This window comes from Lysinibacillus pakistanensis, from assembly GCF_030123245.1.
Taxonomy (GTDB): Bacteria; Bacillota; Bacilli; order Bacillales_A; family Planococcaceae; genus Lysinibacillus; species Lysinibacillus pakistanensis.
Genome location: NZ_CP126101.1, coordinates 4,162,817 through 4,179,589 on the forward strand (window position 1 = coordinate 4,162,817; position 16,773 = coordinate 4,179,589).

Annotated in this window: 16 protein-coding genes; 4 read left to right on the forward strand and 12 right to left on the reverse strand. The window is 35.5% G+C overall.

Annotation, left to right across the window (positions count from 1 at the left end; all coding sequences use genetic code 11):
- Positions 1-6: 6 nt before the first annotated feature.
- The 4 genes from QNH24_RS20860 to QNH24_RS20875 form a co-directional block, all read right to left on the reverse strand.
- On the reverse strand, positions 7-828 hold the full coding sequence (locus QNH24_RS20860; RefSeq protein WP_283869360.1) for a sulfite exporter TauE/SafE family protein: 822 nt from the start codon (positions 826-828) through the stop codon (positions 7-9).
- A complete protein-coding gene (locus tag QNH24_RS20865) occupies positions 828-1,685 on the reverse strand; it encodes a DUF72 domain-containing protein (protein ID WP_283869361.1) in 858 nt (285 codons plus the stop codon). The genes QNH24_RS20860 and QNH24_RS20865 overlap by 1 nt, the downstream gene beginning before the upstream one ends.
- A 214-nt stretch (positions 1,686-1,899) precedes the next feature.
- Positions 1,900-2,898, reverse strand: a complete 999-nt coding sequence (locus QNH24_RS20870) for an ABC transporter substrate-binding protein (protein WP_283869362.1) — start codon at positions 2,896-2,898, stop codon at positions 1,900-1,902.
- 249 nt (positions 2,899-3,147) lie between these two features.
- Positions 3,148-3,348 carry a cold-shock protein gene (locus QNH24_RS20875; RefSeq protein WP_054770577.1) on the reverse strand — a complete coding sequence of 67 codons (201 nt, stop codon included), beginning with the start codon at positions 3,346-3,348 and terminating at the stop codon, positions 3,148-3,150.
- Between the two features lie 359 nt (positions 3,349-3,707).
- Between QNH24_RS20875 and QNH24_RS20880 the strand changes: the two genes are divergently transcribed.
- Positions 3,708-4,160, forward strand: coding sequence for a hypothetical protein (locus QNH24_RS20880; RefSeq protein ID WP_283869363.1), 453 nt, complete (start codon positions 3,708-3,710; stop codon positions 4,158-4,160).
- A gap of 66 nt (positions 4,161-4,226) precedes the next feature.
- Here QNH24_RS20880 and QNH24_RS20885 read toward each other — a convergent pair whose 3' ends face one another.
- Positions 4,227-4,751 (reverse strand): GNAT family N-acetyltransferase, encoded by a 525-nt coding sequence (locus tag QNH24_RS20885; RefSeq protein WP_283869364.1) that lies wholly within the window; start codon positions 4,749-4,751, stop codon positions 4,227-4,229.
- A 446-nt stretch (positions 4,752-5,197) separates the two neighbouring features.
- Between QNH24_RS20885 and QNH24_RS20890 the strand changes: the two genes are divergently transcribed.
- Both QNH24_RS20890 and QNH24_RS20895 read left to right on the forward strand, forming a co-directional pair.
- The gene (locus tag QNH24_RS20890; RefSeq protein WP_283869365.1) at positions 5,198-5,995 is read left to right on the forward strand and encodes a MerR family transcriptional regulator; all 798 of its coding nucleotides are present in this window, start codon (positions 5,198-5,200) and stop codon (positions 5,993-5,995) included.
- Between the two features lie 17 nt (positions 5,996-6,012).
- A complete protein-coding gene (locus QNH24_RS20895; protein WP_283869366.1) occupies positions 6,013-6,657 on the forward strand; it encodes a methyltransferase family protein in 645 nt (214 codons plus the stop codon).
- 910 nt (positions 6,658-7,567) lie between these two features.
- Here QNH24_RS20895 and QNH24_RS20900 read toward each other — a convergent pair.
- From QNH24_RS20900 to sufC, 6 genes are all read right to left on the reverse strand, one after another.
- Positions 7,568-8,437 carry a hypothetical protein gene (locus QNH24_RS20900; RefSeq protein ID WP_283869367.1) on the reverse strand — a complete coding sequence of 290 codons (870 nt, stop codon included), beginning with the start codon at positions 8,435-8,437 and terminating at the stop codon, positions 7,568-7,570.
- Positions 8,438-8,885: 448 nt separating this feature from the next.
- A complete protein-coding gene (sufB, locus tag QNH24_RS20905; RefSeq protein WP_283869368.1) occupies positions 8,886-10,283 on the reverse strand; it encodes a Fe-S cluster assembly protein SufB in 1,398 nt (465 codons plus the stop codon).
- 97 nt (positions 10,284-10,380) lie between these two features.
- Positions 10,381-10,809: a Fe-S cluster assembly sulfur transfer protein SufU gene (sufU, locus tag QNH24_RS20910; protein WP_054770496.1), complete on the reverse strand. Its 429-nt coding sequence runs from the start codon at positions 10,807-10,809 to the stop codon at positions 10,381-10,383.
- Positions 10,799-12,028 carry a cysteine desulfurase gene (locus QNH24_RS20915; protein WP_283869369.1) on the reverse strand — a complete coding sequence of 410 codons (1,230 nt, stop codon included), beginning with the start codon at positions 12,026-12,028 and terminating at the stop codon, positions 10,799-10,801. Before QNH24_RS20915 ends, sufU begins: the two co-directional genes overlap by 11 nt.
- Positions 12,028-13,335, reverse strand: a complete 1,308-nt coding sequence (sufD, locus tag QNH24_RS20920) for a Fe-S cluster assembly protein SufD (protein ID WP_283869370.1) — start codon at positions 13,333-13,335, stop codon at positions 12,028-12,030. The genes QNH24_RS20915 and sufD overlap by 1 nt, the downstream gene beginning before the upstream one ends.
- Positions 13,336-13,353: 18 nt before the next feature.
- On the reverse strand, positions 13,354-14,133 hold the full coding sequence (gene sufC, locus QNH24_RS20925) for a Fe-S cluster assembly ATPase SufC (protein ID WP_016994918.1): 780 nt from the start codon (positions 14,131-14,133) through the stop codon (positions 13,354-13,356).
- A 630-nt stretch (positions 14,134-14,763) separates the two neighbouring features.
- Between sufC and gltC the strand changes: the two genes are divergently transcribed.
- Complete coding sequence (gltC, locus tag QNH24_RS20930; RefSeq protein ID WP_283869371.1) at positions 14,764-15,666, forward strand: glutamate biosynthesis transcriptional regulator GltC; 903 nt, start codon at positions 14,764-14,766, stop codon at positions 15,664-15,666.
- Between the two features lie 26 nt (positions 15,667-15,692).
- Here the strand turns inward: gltC and QNH24_RS20935 are convergent, their stop codons facing one another.
- On the reverse strand, positions 15,693-16,763 hold the full coding sequence (locus tag QNH24_RS20935; RefSeq protein WP_283869372.1) for a glycosyl hydrolase family 18 protein: 1,071 nt from the start codon (positions 16,761-16,763) through the stop codon (positions 15,693-15,695).
- Between the last annotated feature and the right edge of the window lie 10 nt (positions 16,764-16,773).

The following is a 16,773-nucleotide window of genomic DNA, read 5'->3' on the forward strand; positions in this document are numbered from 1 at the left end:
AGATATTCACAATAAACCTTCAATTATGGATCTAATTCCCATCAATAATAATATAATGCGCAACGCTACTACAAGTGTCTCTGATTTTATTCTTTTATTTAATGCTGCTCCAAACTTTGCACCGATATAGGCGCCTGGGATTACAGGGATTGTATAGAGCCAAGGTACATGTCCTAAATATATGTGACTCGCTGAACCAACAAGCGATGAAAGAAACACTAGGAACATCGATGTTGCCACAGCAACATGTGGTGGGAATAAAAATAAAATTATCATTGCAGGAACAATCATTGAGCCACCACCGATACCAAATAATCCAGAGGCAAACCCTATACAAAACGTTAAAATAATGGCAAACCAAATGGGATATCCATAAACAAAGGTATTGCCTTCAGTATCCGTAAATTCTCGCTGCGTCCCATTTTTTACAAACCATTTTACTGGTTTCAATTTATCACGTACAAGTAATATTGTCGCTAAAATAATAAGTAAAATACCAAAATATAAATTAAATGAAGGTAAATCTAATCCCTTATTTACCCACGCACCAAGCATTGTTCCTGGGACACTACCTATAAAAAATAGTAAACCGCTTTTATAATCAACAGTTTTGGATTTCATAAAGCTTAAGGTTGAGGCAAGCCCAGTAAAAATCATCATCACAACAGATAATCCAACCACTTTTTGGGGTGTTATATCTGGAATCATTCCTAGATTCAATCCTACGAATAATGTTGCTGGCACTAATATTATGCCCCCGCCTAGTCCAACTAGTGCACCTACTAAGCCGGAAAATAGTGCAATAATGACTAAAAGAAAAAATTCCATTATAGTTCCCCTTCAAACATATTTAATTGTTTAGGTGCTAGTCCGACATCTTTAATGTCTAAGATACCTTGTAGCTCCTTCGCATTTTTAGCAGCGTGCAGTCCTGAATTATTATTAAATAATACATAAAGCTCCTCCACCTCAGTCTCAAGCCCTTTGATATGATGCCCAAGCTGCTGCAACTCTTCTTTATTATAATCGTATAAGAACCGAACTTTTCGCCAATTTTCAGCATTTCCGGTGTTACGCCAGCCATGAATATTGCGACCATGAATTCGAATAAGTGCCTTCTTGGCAGTAACAGTAGGATAAAATGGAACTGATCCGACACCTGCTTGTGGTTCATCACAAATAGTATGAATAAATTGTTGCTCTCGTAAGAAATTCATAGTTTGCTGCACGACAGGCTCTGCATACCATGTTTGATTTCTAAACTCTATAGCCACCTCAAAATCCTTAAGCTGCTGTCGTATATACAACAAATATTGAACATTTTTTGCCTGACAATCAAACCACGGCGGAAACTGAGTAAGAATCATTCCTAGCTTACCATGGAATTTAAATTCATTGGCACATTCGATAAAGGCATTAAACATATCATTTTTTGATTCAAAAGGAATATCCCCACGTAAATGCCCTGTCATACCTTGATAGGCTTTGACAACAAAACGGAAATGATCCGGCGTATCCTGACACCATTTTTGTACATTCTCTTTAGATGGTATAGCATAAAACGAAGTGTCTACTTCAACCGATAAAAAATGACCCGTATAATCGAATAATTTATCTTTTGAGGCAGTCACTCCACTATAAAGTGAAGGATGATCTCCCCAACCAGTTAATCCAACTCGTATCATGTGACTCCCTCCTCTATGTACATTATCATAGCATACAGTTTCTACTTCCATATAAACACAAAGTAAAAAAATCGTATTCACTGATTCTCTAATAAGAACGAACAAAAAAACTGCACCCGATTGTTTAATGTGTACAACAATCGGGATACAGCATACTAATATATTTCCTTTTTTTATTAAACCAAGTAAATGGTTTGATCCTTGTCTTCACCAATTATTTTAGAAGATATTGTTGAACACTTTCTAAGAATTTAATTCGGCTATATGCTGGGCCACCTTCCATAAGGGGGTCTACAACGTTGACAAATACTTGATCATTTTTAAAGGCAGTAATATTTTGGACAATTGGATTCTTTTTAAAATTTTCTAATGCATTTGGGGCGTCAGCATTTTCATCAGCAGAGAATTGAATAAACACATAGTCTGGGTTCATATCAGCCAATTGCTCCACAGAAATAGCTTCCTGTGACTTAGCCTTGCTTACCTCGTTAGGTACTTCTAAACCAAGCTCACCATATAATACAGGATTGAAGAACACCTCTTTTGGATATACATAAGCCTGTCCACCACGCATACGAATAGCTGCCACTTTTTGACCTTTTAATTTCTCAATTAAAGTTGCTTTAGCAGCTTCGATATCAGCCTTATATGTAGATAGGATTTTTTCTGCGTCTGCTTGTTTACCAGTTAATTCAGCTAATAAATTTAAATTATTTTCCCAGTCTGTAGAGATATGTGAAACTAAAATAGTAGGTGCAATTTTCTCCAACTTTCCATGTACTTCCTCTGGAAACTTTGTTGAGCCTAAAATAACATCTGGAGCTAATTCTACTATTTTTTCAAAGTTCGGTTTTATTTTCTCCCCAATGGATTCAGCTTTGTCTGTCACTGAAGCATAGAGTTCAGGGAATTTTCCACCAACAGCAATAGCTCCTACTGGATGCACATCAAGTACAACCATATCTTCCATTGCCTCCATTGCACCTGTTACAACGATTCTTTCTACTTTTTCTGGAACTGTATAGCTTTCACCAAGATATTCTATTGTTCTTGTACCATTTTCTTCTGTACGCTCTTGTTTTGTTTGAGCTGTTTCCCCGCTTTCGTCTTTGTCAATGGATGTATCTTGCTCACTTTCCTTTTCTCCTGCACAGGCAGCTAAAACGAGCATAAATAATGTAATAAAACCAATAAGTAAAAATTTCCTTTTCATTCTGTCAAAAACTCCTTTGTCAATTATGTGTGAATACCAATCTTTCTGTTTAACCTCCTCTTTCTATGTAGATTTTTTGAAAAAGTATTACTATAAATGATATTGATAATCATTATCATTGTAGTATTAAATCAATATAAAATCCAGTGTTATTTCATTAATTAGTGAAATTAATTATCAATTAGACTTTATCTATACAAAAAAGGCATCCTAATTAAAGGATGCCTTTTTATGGGTATTTCATTAAAATTAAAGTTTTACGATGTTTGTAGCTTGTGGTCCACGTTGACCTTCTTCTACTGAGAATTCAACTTTTTGACCTTCTTCTAATGTTTTGAAACCGTCACCTTGGATTGCTGAGAAGTGAGCGAATACATCATTTCCACCTTCTACTTCGATGAAGCCAAAACCTTTTTCTGCGTTAAACCATTTTACTGTACCTTGTGTCATTTATATGACCTCCACTAATTGTATTAAATAAAATCATTATTGCTTCAAAAGAAAAAAATTCACAAATTACAAAAAGTATCTAACAAAACACGATTACTCTTTGTAATTTGTGAATTCATTGTTCTACCGCAATTAATTTTATTACTTTAATTTTATGATAAATTTTTGTATTTGTCCAGTATAATGTCACTATTACCCAAAAAAAGTCTAGAAATCAAAAGTTTTGTGACGTTCTCTGTCTGACTTGTGTTCTGGTAGTGGCAACTATGTATGAATTCTAACCTCTTTTCTACCAAAGAGAGAGTTTGAAACCGAAAAGAGAAAATGAAATAATTAAATTGATATTTGGAGGTAATTGTATGCAAATAAGATTTGAATTAGAGGAAGGCATCTCAATCTTGAATAATCTTTATGTTGATGGCTATTTAAAAGTGTTTACAAATGATAATAATGAAGACGAGCTACTTTTCTTTACCACTACTGGTCACAGTACTATTTTAGGTGATTTTACAAGCAAATTGAAAACACTTCATCAAACTGGAAAAAGTCAAAAATTAAACCCATTTGGTATCGTAGATATTCTTACTTTAGAAAAAAATAGATCCAAACTTATAGTTTCTCATTCTAAAAGAGTTGGAGAAAATAGTCAGTGGCAACATATATACAATTTTACAGAGTTTGTAGTAGCTTATATCAAAGAATTACAACGATATTTAGCTACAGCGAAAAAAGCAGATATAAATATCACGACAATGAATACTTATGTTTATCTGAAGGAGGGATTAGACACATTACAGGCGATTATTAAATAAACTTTTATTAAGCAATGATCCTAAAAAGACCGAGACAGCAATTAAGCTTATCTCGGTCTTAGGATTTTAATGTATCAGGGAATAAATATAAGTGTCATATGAAACATTATTTTGATGTATATATTTTTTTAATACCCCTTCTTTTTCAAAGCCAGCTTTTGTTAACAGCTTGTTCGAGGCATCATTTTCAGTGAAAACGATTGCTCCTATACGCACTAACTTCATCTCTTGGAAGCCGAATGAAATTACTTTATTAACGGCTTCCAGTGCATAGCCTTTTCCCCAACTCTCTGGGAAAAGTGCATAACTTATTTCTGCTCTTTTATGCTCAGTTGACCACTCTTGAAAACCAATGGTACCAATTATGCCTGCTTGCCCTTTTAATTCTATTCCCCATTTAATTCCGTATTTTTCCTCATAGCTCGTTGAAAAGTTATTAATTATTAGCCTAACTTGATCTAAACTCGTTAATGAATTCTGCCCATAATGACGTAGTACATCAGGATCAGAAAAGCAATTTAGAATTGCCTGAGCATCATTCACTGTGAGCTCTCGTAACACTAATCGATCAGTATGTAAAACAGGAAACATTTTCACACCTCTTCCAAGTAAGTTATATCTTACAAATTTTATATTAAAAGTGTGTGGATTGCATTACTTATTTATCTTCATTCAGCAAAATGTTTTCTGTAGCGAAAGCATAGTGGCAGCTACAATTATGCCAAGGCGAAATTGATCATGTCTTCACTAAATGGTAATATGCAAATCTAGTAACAATTAGTGATTATCTGTTCATTCCTCAAATCCTATTCCTGAAAACTTTAAACACCTTACACCTGTCCGTTCAAATTAAAACAGAACAATATTAAGTAACCAATCTTTTAAAAGATTAGTGATAATATATTTTTTTCTGATGCAGCCATTTCAATAATATTTAATTCAATAAATCCCTTTTAAGAAAACATAGTTACATTGTTTGACCTTCCCCTTACAGGATACTTTATATTTAAAGTAATTTATAGAGGGAGGTGATTGTTATGCTTACAATTGGTGAGTTTTCAAAAATATCACATCTTACACTGAAGACGCTGCGATACTATGATGAAATTGGACTTTTAAAGCCTGATTTCATTGATGCTAATAATAACTATCGCTATTATAATATTTCCCAGCTAGAAACAGCTTTATTAATAGCACGATTAAAAAACTATTTATTTTCGTTAGAAGACATCAAAATTATTTTAACTAATAGAGATGATACCGAACTCCTTAGTAATAAAATGAAAATCAAACAAGAAAATCTGACACAACAACTTACAATTTATTCTTCTATGTTAAAAGAATTAAAACTAGATATTCAAGTGTTAGACAAAGATGGAAATATCATGAGCTATTTAGATCAGATTGAGATTAAACTTGTGGATCACGTAGCCTATGATATCTTTTCTCAACGAAAAAAAATAAATACCGCTGATTTTTTAAAACACTTTAGTGAATTATTTAGTAAAATCTTGTTTAGAAATTTATCACCTAGCGCAAAACCACTTACTATTTTCCATAGTTCTGAATATGAACCTGATAATTATGATGTCGAAATTGCGATTCCACTTACAAATGCCACGAATGAAACAAAAGTGTTTAATCCTGGTCTTTGCGCAATGGCTACGCTTATTGGTTCTTACGATAAACTACCTTCCATTCATACCAAACTACATGTATGGATAAATGAAAATAACTATAAATTGAATGGTGCACCGTTTGAAGTTTATCAAACAGACCCCTATAGCACACAAGAGGATAATAGTATCATAGAAGTATTTTTTCCAATTAAATAACGAAGGGGTGCCTTATTGTGTATGGTATAAACAATTCTACGATAAAAGAAAAAATCTTAATTTTAGTAGCTGAGATTATCTATTTAATCACTGCATATTATTTACTTTTCATTACATATGAAAAATCCGCCATTTCTCTCGGACTTTTTATTGCTTTAATTATTACAGCTTTGCGATTAACAGCTATGATGTTTATATGGTTACCTAGAGGTATTGCAATGCAGGAAGCTCTCATGAACAGTATAGCCTTTGGGATTTACTATTTGGGCTTTCCCATTTTAATGATTACTAGTAAACAGGATCCAAACTTAACAATACTCATTGTAGGTTGGATATTATTTTTAGGAGGGAGTATGTTAAACACGATTTCTGAATTGCTTAGAAAACCTTTTAAAGACAATCCTCTAAATAAAGGTAAGCTCTATACAGGCGGTTTATTTAAATATGCGATTCATATTAATTATCTTGGAGATTGCCTTTGGGTACTAGGCTTAGCGCTAATCTCTAACAATATTTATAGTTTGCTAATTCCTCTTGGTTTATTTTTCGTATTTGTTTTTGGCTATATTCCAAAATCAGATGATTACTTACAAAACAAGTACGGACAACAATTTACATTATATAAACAGAAAACTAAAAAACTAATTCCTTTCATTTGGTAAACAGTTACAAATTCAAAGTCAAAGATCACCTGTAATTCGGTGATCTTTTTTACTCAAAAATCTAAAAATATCGTTAATCTTCGCGCTAAAAAGAAAAGAATATGTATGATGTTGCCGATGAAATCCCCCCGAATTGAAAGATTTATTAGACGATGGGATATTGACTTAGGAAGAATTTGATACGAAGCAAAAGCAACTGTTAGGGAATAAGATGAATATTATTGAAAATCTATTCTTATAAAACGTTTATTGGTTGGAATCCTATATTAACATTAAAGCAGGTTGATCTATATTCAGGAACCTGACTCCACTTCAAAGAGCAAGCCCTTTCTGTTACACCAAAACCCTGTTTTAACGATTTAGCAAATCGACAAACAATGAAGGTGAAAAGGAATGAAAATATCCGGACATGGATGTATTAAAAAGTGTCTAACTTGATATTGCAATATACGACTGTTTTTTGGTTATCATATACCGCAATGATATATGTAGTACTTGCCACCAAACAATTGTTTAGAAATATCAATTATTTTTTCAAATTTTCCTATAGTGTCATCTCTATCAAAACTTAATAAACCATCATCTGTATAATCATGCTTCTGTTGTTACCAATGAGTACTAAAAAAGCGAGCACAGTGTTAAATTACTCTGTTACTCATTCATTGTAAATTGTTGTTTCGTAACCAAATAAACTACCTATTGTCAAAGGGGTTATGATATTGAGTATATTTCTTTTGTTTTTTGAAAGAATGGCTATATTATGATAATCCAAAGGCGAAAACCGATAGGGATATAAAAAACAGGCAAGGTAAATAACTTTGCCTGTTTTTTATTAAAATCTATAGGCATTTAAACGTTAACCAGAGTGGAGTTTGCTAGATTTTTATACATTAGCAAATTTGATGACAATTTATATAGTCCAAAACAACAGAAAGCGGTACTGAATCATCAATAAAATGAACATACAAATAGCTGCTACCAATATAGCATTCCATATTTTCCTTCTTCTGCTTACTTCCTTATCCCTAAATGATCTTAAAATAGGGATAGTTGCAATTATCATGCCAATAGAAAGAACTGCATTGATTATTAGGTGTATCCTAAAATCTCCAATTGGAGAGGACATAGCCGACATAAATCTCAATATAGTCACTATCATGTTGATTAAAATTAATAGACCGATAACTGGTAATAGATTTGTCTGTATATATGCCGGTATATAAAGTGAGGTTCCCTGCTTTTTACGTTTTCTCAATAAAATGACAGATATGAGCGCAGCGATGGAGCCTGTAATAAAAATTAATGTACAAAAAACAAAAGCAATCTGATTGATCTGGATGTTTTTGTTTAGCGGCATTTTTAAATAGTCTCGAATATTTCCTGTGCGAACTTTATCAACCTGACCGTTTTCATCTAACTCAAAGGATAAAAAAGCGAGAGAGCCTCCGCTTCGTTCCAATATAGATGGATTGGAATCCATTCGTTCAAAAACCAAGGGGGCAACCTCTGCAAAGTGAAGTGTTTCTCGATTTGGATCGATGGAAGGTCGTACTTCAATTTCCCCGTTTCCCATGTCCTTTACAACAATACTATCACCAGAAACCAAATATAAACTTGACAGGAAGTTGCTATGAATCATTCGGCCCGAATAATAAGTTCCACTAAGATTTTGGGTATGGAAATTTGGCACAGTAACCGTTGCTTGATGAGAAAACTGGGCAGAAAGCTTATCTACAATTTCAGTTCGCAATGTTGAAAGAGAAGGGTGACATAATAACAATAATAAATTAACATTAACAAACTTAAAAAACATAGGAATAAGTATGAATTACAAAAGGAGCTAAAAAAATTTAAACTAAAACAAAACGAAATGATTTTAAGTAATAAGTCCTTTAAGAAAATTAATGATGATATGATTTTTCAAAACTCTCTTGGAAATTATTTAACTCCATCAACAGTACGAAGAAAGTATTGAGAAGTATTGCAAGGCAGCTGGCGTGGATTATATAGGAGCTTACTGTTTCAGACATACACACGCTGTTTTGCTTTTAGAATCTGGCGCAAGTATTAAATTAAATTTCAAATTTAGAGATAGTGAAAAAATAGAAGGAGACGAAATAAAAAAGTTCGCCTCCTACACTGATAACATCTGAAAATCGGCACATTTTCGGTACGGCCAATTTTCATTGTTTAACTAAAACCCTTATATATTAGGCATTTCAGGGGTATTACCCGATACTACCTTCCATCTCGAACTTGATAAGACGGTTCATTTCTACTGCGTATTCCATTGGAAGTTCTTTTGTGAATGGCTCGATGAAGCCCATTACAATCATTTCTGTTGCTTCTTCTTCAGAGATTCCGCGAGACATTAAATAGAATAATTGTTCCTCTGACACTTTTGAAACTTTTGCTTCATGCTCTAATGAAACATTATCATTTAAGATTTCGTTGTATGGAATTGTATCTGAAGTTGATTGGTTATCCATAATTAACGTATCACATTCGATGTTTGCACGTGCACCGCTTGCTTTAGGACCGAAACGAACTTGTCCCATATACGTTACTTTCCCACCTTGTTTAGCAATTGATTTAGAGACGATTGTTGAAGATGTGTTTGGTGCCATATGAATCATTTTCGCACCTGCATGTTGGTGTTGTCCTTTACCTGCTAATGCGATGGATAATGTCATACCACGAGCACCTTCACCTTTTAGGATACATGCTGGGTATTTCATCGTTAATTTAGAACCAATGTTTCCATCAATCCATTCCATTGTACCGTTTTCTTCAACAACTGTACGTTTCGTTACAAGATTGTATACGTTGTTCGCCCAGTTTTGAATTGTTGTATAACGGCAATAAGCATCTTTGCGTACAATAATTTCTACAACTGCTGAGTGTAGAGAGTTTGTTGTATAAACAGGAGCTGTACATCCTTCTACGTAGTGTACGTGTGCACCTTCGTCCACAATAATTAATGTACGTTCGAATTGACCCATATTTTCAGAGTTAATACGGAAATAAGCTTGTAAAGGTGTTTCAACCTTCACACCTGGTGGTACATAGATAAATGATCCACCTGACCAAACAGCTGAGTTTAGTGCAGCGAATTTGTTGTCTGTATAAGGAATTACTTTACCCCAGTATTGTTTGAAAATATCTTCGTTTTCGCGTAAAGCAGAATCTGTATCTTTAAACACAATACCAAGATCTTCAAGGTCTTTTTTCATGTTGTGGTAAACGACCTCAGACTCATACTGCGCAGATACACCTGCAAGATATTTTTGTTCTGCCTCTGGAATCCCTAATTTATCAAAAGTAGCTTTGATTTCATCAGGTACTTCATCCCATGAACGTTGTGTGGCCTCTGATGGTTTTACATAATACGTAATTTCATCAAAATCTAAGTCACCTAGATCGCCACCCCATTGTGGCATTGGTTTTGTATAGAAAGTTTCAAGAGCTTTTAAGCGGTATTCAAGCATCCATTCTGGCTCTTCTTTCATATTAGAAATTTCACGGACGATTTCTTCAGTTAAACCACGTTTTGAACGGAAAATTGATACGTCCTTGTCATGGAAACCGTATTTGTAATCGCCGATATCAGGCATTTTTTTAGCCATCGTTTCTCCTCCGTTCATGCTATTGTATCTAGTCGTTAAATCCTTTCTAGCTGAGTGAAGACACCTGTAGTGCCTTCGCTCATCTGAAAGAAACTATTTATTGCTTTACGCCTTTTTCCATTGCTTTCCAAGCCAATGTCGCACATTTGATACGTGCTGGGAATTGAGCTACACCTTGTAGTGCTTCAACATCCTCTAGGTCATATTTGTCGCTATATTCTTCACCCATCATCATCTTCGAGAAAATTTCAGCAAGCTCTAATGCTTCCTCTACCTTTTTCCCTTTAATGAGCTGTGTCATCATAGACGCAGAAGACATCGAAATGGAACAGCCCTCACCATCAAATTTCGCATCCTCCACAATACCATCAGTCACCTTTAATGTTAAGTGAATACGATCGCCACAAGTCGGATTGTTCATATCAATTGTTACAGCATCATTTTCTATCGATCCTTTATTACGAGGATTTTTATAATGATCCATTATGACTGAACGATATAATTGATCTAAATTATTAAAAGACATCGCCAAAATACTCCTTCGCAGAACGTAACCCTGCAACTAAGCGGTCAATATCCTCCTCTGTATTGTACAGATAGAAGCTTGCTCGCGCTGTCGCTACTTGCTGAAGACATTTCATTAGTGGCTGTGCACAATGATGACCTGCACGAACAGCAATACCATTCATATCGAGCACCGTTGCCACATCATGTGGATGTACATCGTCTAAGTTAAATGTCACTAGTCCACATCGCTTCATTGGATCACGTGGGCCGAAAATTTTAAGTCCGTCAATTGTTTCAAGCTGATCCATTGCGTAGCCTACAAGCTTATGCTCATGCTCTGCAATTGTATCAAGCCCGATCTCAGTTAAGAAATCAATAGCGGCACCTAACCCTATTGCACCTGCAATAATAGGCGTTCCACCTTCAAATTTCCACGGTAATTCCTTCCACGTTGACTCATAAAGTCCAACAAAGTCGATCATTTCACCACCAAATTCAATTGGCTCCATCTTTTCTAGGTGTTCCTTTTTACCATATAGTACACCTATTCCAGTTGGTCCGCACATTTTATGCCCCGAAAAACCTAAGAAATCTACATCCAAATTTTGCACATCAATCTTCATATGTGGAGCTGCTTGTGCACCATCAGCTACCATAACTGCACCGTTAGCATGTGCAATTTGAGCAATTTCTTTAATTGGATTAATCGTACCGAGCACATTTGATGCCATTGAAACCGAAACAATTTTTGTTTTAGGTGTTATCGTTGCACATACTTTGTCTAAGCTTAGTGTGCCATCCGCTTCAAGCTCAATGTATTTCAAAATTGCTTTTTTCTCTTTTGCTAGTTGCTGCCAAGGAATAATATTTGAATGATGTTCCATATGGGTAATAACAATTTCATCACCCTCACCAACGTTGGCACGACCATAGCTTGCTGCTACTGTATTTAAAGCCGTTGTTGTTCCACGCATAAAAATAATTTCTTGTGTGGATTGAGCATTGATAAACTTACGAACCTTCTCCCGTGCGCCTTCATATTTGTCAGTAGCACGATTTCCTAATGTATGCACACCACGGTGAACATTGGAATTATCAAGTTCATAATAATTCTTCATCGCTTCAATTACTTGAATTGGTTTTTGAGAAGTTGCTGCACTATCAAGGTAAACCAGCTTATGACCATTAACTTCCTGATCTAAAATTGGGAAATAGCTTTTAATGTCTTTATTCATCATTAGCGAACTTTCCTTTCAATAACCTCCGTCAGTTGCTTTTGAACGCCTTCAATAGGTAATTGCTTAACAACTGGCGCAAGGAATCCATGGATAACAAGGCGCTCTGCTTCCGCTTTCGAGATACCACGACTCATTAAATAATAAAGTTGTAATGGATCTACTCGACCAACAGATGCTGCGTGTCCTGCTGTTACATCATCTTCATCAATTAATAAAATAGGATTTGCATCCCCACGAGCCTTTTCGGACAGCATTAAAACACGCGATTCTTGCTGTGCATCTGCTTTTGTTGCACCATGCTCAATATAACCAATACCGTTAAAGACTGATTGAGCTGCGTCCTTCATAACACCATGCTTTAAGATATGCCCGTTAGAGTTTTTACCCCAGTGACGAACCTCAGTAGTGAAGTTAAGTTTTTGTTCTCCACGACCAACAACTACTGTTTTTGTATCAGCATGGGAACCGTCACCAACTAAATGTGTAATGTTTTCAGAGATTGTATCTGAATCATTCATTAAACCAAGAGCCCAATCCACTTTTGCATCGCGTGCTAAACGTGCACGGCGGTTTACATACGTAGTATAGCCCTTTGCAAGTACATCTACTGCACCATATGTAACTTGTGCATTATCTTGGACTACTACTTCTGCAATAATATTCGCTTGACCTTTTGCTTCTTCAATAGTTGAAATATAAGTTTCAACATATGTTACAGCTGAATTTGCTTCCGCTACTACTAAAACGTGGTTGTATAGTGAAGCTTCTGCATTATCATTTAAAAATACAACTTGAAGAGGTTGTTCGATGATTACGTTTTTTGGTACATAGACAAACACTCCACCATTTACAAGTGCTGCATGAAGCGCTGTTAATTTATGCTCATCCACTTTTACTGCTTCTGTCATGAAATATTTTTGAACAAGTTCGCCATGCTCACGAACAGCTGTTAACATATCTGTAAAAATAACACCTTTATCAGATAATTCTTGTGATGTTTTAATATATGCTGGCGTATTATTTCGTTGAATATAAAGATTTTCCTGAGCTTCGAGATCAATTAAGCCTTTCGCTTCTTCCGGTAGTGCATCAAGTGTAGTAAATTCTTCACTGACAACTGAATGAGCCGGAAAATTCACAAAATCCCATTTTGTAATATTCGTTCTATCTGGTTTTGGCAAATCTAAACCAGTTACTTTGTCTAGTGCTGCCGTACGAAGCTCTGTAAACCAAGTTGGTTCTCCATTTGCTTCTGAGAACGAGCGCACGTCCTGTACTGTTACAGGCAAGTTAAGTTCCACTGTCATGCTAGTTCGTCCTCCCTCTTATGCTTCTTGTTCTTCTGTTTCTTCTTCGATACCTAATTCTTTTTTAATCCAGTCATAACCTTCTGCTTCTAAACGTTGCGCAAGCTCTGCACCACCTGATTTCACAACACGTCCTTGCATCATTACGTGTACATGGTCTGGTGTAATGTAGTTAAGTAGACGTTGATAGTGCGTAATCATTAAGCAGCCAAAGCCTTCTCCACGCATTGCATTGATACCTTTTGATACTACTTTAAGCGCATCAATATCAAGACCAGAGTCAATTTCGTCTAAAATTGCAAATGTTGGTTTAATCATCATTAATTGAAGAATTTCATTACGTTTTTTCTCACCGCCAGAGAAACCTTCATTTAAATAACGTTGAGCCATATCTTCATTCATTTCAAGGAATTCCATGTTTTTATCTAATTCACGAATAAATTTCATTAATGAAATTTCATCGCCTTCTTCACGACGGGCATTAATAGCTGAACGTAAGAAATCAGCATTTGTTACACCTGCAATTTCAGAAGGGTATTGCATAGCTAGGAATAAACCAGCTTGAGCACGCTCGTCTACTTCCATTTCAAGTACGTCTTCTCCATCAAGCTCAACAGTACCTGAAGTTACTTCATATTTCGGATGCCCCATGATAGCAGAAGCTAGTGTCGATTTACCAGTTCCGTTAGGTCCCATGATTGCGTGAATTTCATTTGTATTGATTGTAAGGTTTACACCTTTTAAAATCTCTTTCCCGTCGATTGCAACGTGAAGATCTTTAATAACTAAAGTTGACATGAAAATACCTCCATAGTGTGTTCAGTGAATGGGGAACCATTCCTTAATTATCATCATTCTAATCTTAACTGAAAATCGTTCTCTATGCAAACCATTTCAATTTCTTTCTCTCTTCTCAGTTAAATTCCTTAAAAATAAGGATTTTGTAAGCATTTTCAGATTATTGCTAACCGTTATTGACAATGAGAATCGACTTTCTTCATTTTCAATGAATTAACTCTAATTGAGAATTAATTTCATCTAGCAACATAGTGAAAACCCCGCAGAAAGCGTTAATTGTAGCGGTTTTGTGACAAATTTGCATAAACAACAATATCTATACTATAACCTTTTTCTTTAGAATGGAATCAAATAAGGGAAACAAATAACTAGAGAGTTATTCAACAAAATATCGAATATCCCACCAAATCAATCGGTTCTATACCTTTAACCATACCTTCTGCAACGGCCCACCTAAAATTTCCCTGTTATCAGAAAGGGTTACCATTGCCCTTCAGTAGTGATTCCTCAATTTTTGTAATAACAGAGGATTTTTTAAGCCCCTGTTAATTTATAATCATTTTTCATCTTAAATAGTATATAATTAGAGTATAATCAATCTTATTTTTCGATTAATAGAGGTGAAATTTATTGGAGTTACGTCAATTACGTTATTTTGTTGAAGTTGCTGAGCGCGAGCACATCTCAGAGGCTGCAGAGTATCTTCATGTTGCTCAATCTGCAATTAGCCGCCAAATTGCCAATTTAGAAGATGAATTAGGGACACCCCTATTTGAACGTGTGGGACGAAACGTCAAATTAACACCAATTGGAAAGATATTTCTAGAGCATACAATTACCGCTTTAAAAGCAATAGATTTTGCAGCAAAACAGGTTGAAGAATATTTAGATCCCGCGAAAGGTACGATTAAAATTGGCTTTCCAACAAGCTTGGCAAGCTATGTCCTACCAACGGTTATTTCAGCCTTCAAACGACAATATCCAGATTTACAATTTCAGCTTCGTCAGGGCTCCTACCGTTTTTTAATTGATGCTGTCAAAAATCGGGAGTTAAACTTAGCCTTTTTAGGCCCTCTTCCCCCGAAAGACGAATCCATTCAATCAACAATTTTATTTACGGAGAATATCGCTGCATTACTGCCAGCCAACCATCCATTAGCGAAGAAGGAAAGCATCCAATTGGCCGAATTACGAAATGACTTATTTGTACTGTTTCCAGATGGCTATATTTTACATAAGGTGGCGATGGATGCCTGTCGTGCTGCTGGTTTTCTGCCGAATGTTATTTCAGAGGGTGAGGATTTAGATGCATTAAAGGGACTTGTTGCAGCAGGTATTGGGGTTAGCCTACTACCTGAAAGCTCTCTTTACGACTCAGCTGCTCGCTTCACTGTAAAGGTGCCTATTCAATCACCTACGATTCCCAGAACAGTCGGCATTATTTCACCTATTAACCGTGAGATAGCACCATCAGAAAAAATATTTTTAGATTTTGTCACAAACTTTTTTTCACGTCTATCTCAATTCCAATAAAAAAATCGCCAGTGCTGGCGATTTTTTTATTGCTTCGTATTTGCTACCCGTCCCTCTGCTGCTTGTTCACCAATCCATTGTAATGTCTTTGAGCCTAAACCTCCTGCACGCCATAAAACCACATTATTGTAGTTTTTCTTACGCACATAGGAGACCCATTTTTCAAGTGTTTCCTGATCAGCATACCAGACTTCATGCTTCATATTTTGATCATCTAAATAACTAAAATAGGCTGCACCACTTGCTTTATCTCGCTGCTTTACCGCTTGCGTTTTAGTCAATAATTCCTCTGCCTCAATCTCCGTTATCGCAACCGTCTTCCCTTGATTAACCCATTTAAAGCCGCCAGTAGCAAAGGCAATTGCTAGATTCTGATTGGATTTTTCAATCTTTTTCATTAAATCATCTAAAAATGAAAAAGTCGCCTTTGCGCCTGGACCACTATGATAGCCATAAACATTATAGGCCATCACCGTATATTTCGGTCCATCTGGTAGCTTTACATCGAATGGAAATCGTGGCTCTAAAACAACATGTAAGGTAACATCCTTTTTTAACAGCTGCTGATAGAGCTCCTCTAGGAAAAGTACATACGCCGGAATGTCCTCTTTTGCAACCTTCTCATAATCAATTTCAATACCCTTCAAATTGTACTGCTCGACTATTTGCATAATATTATCGATGTGTTTCTGTCTAGTTGACGCATCTTGTAGTAAACGATGTAATAGCGTACTATCCTTCTGAACAGATGGGGCATTATCTGTAACATAATCATTAATTAATGTAAGCATCACATGATGTGTTTCGTTAAATTGCTGCTGTGTTTGTTTCAACATTTCTATTGCATCTTCAGTAAATAATAATTGATCTTTACTATTAAAATAGGCACCAAAAACGCGAATATCTTGTAAGCCCTGCTGTGAATTTTTCACATCTTCAAATGCTGACTTTTTTTGCCACTCAGGCAACCAAATGGATAATTGTAGCTTGTTCTTATCCTTCAGCTCCTCCTTTGCCTCAGCAGGTGCTTCTTTGCTATTATTACAAGCCGTGATGATTAATAGGACTATACAGATAAACAACAAAAAGTTTTTCACTTGAATCTAA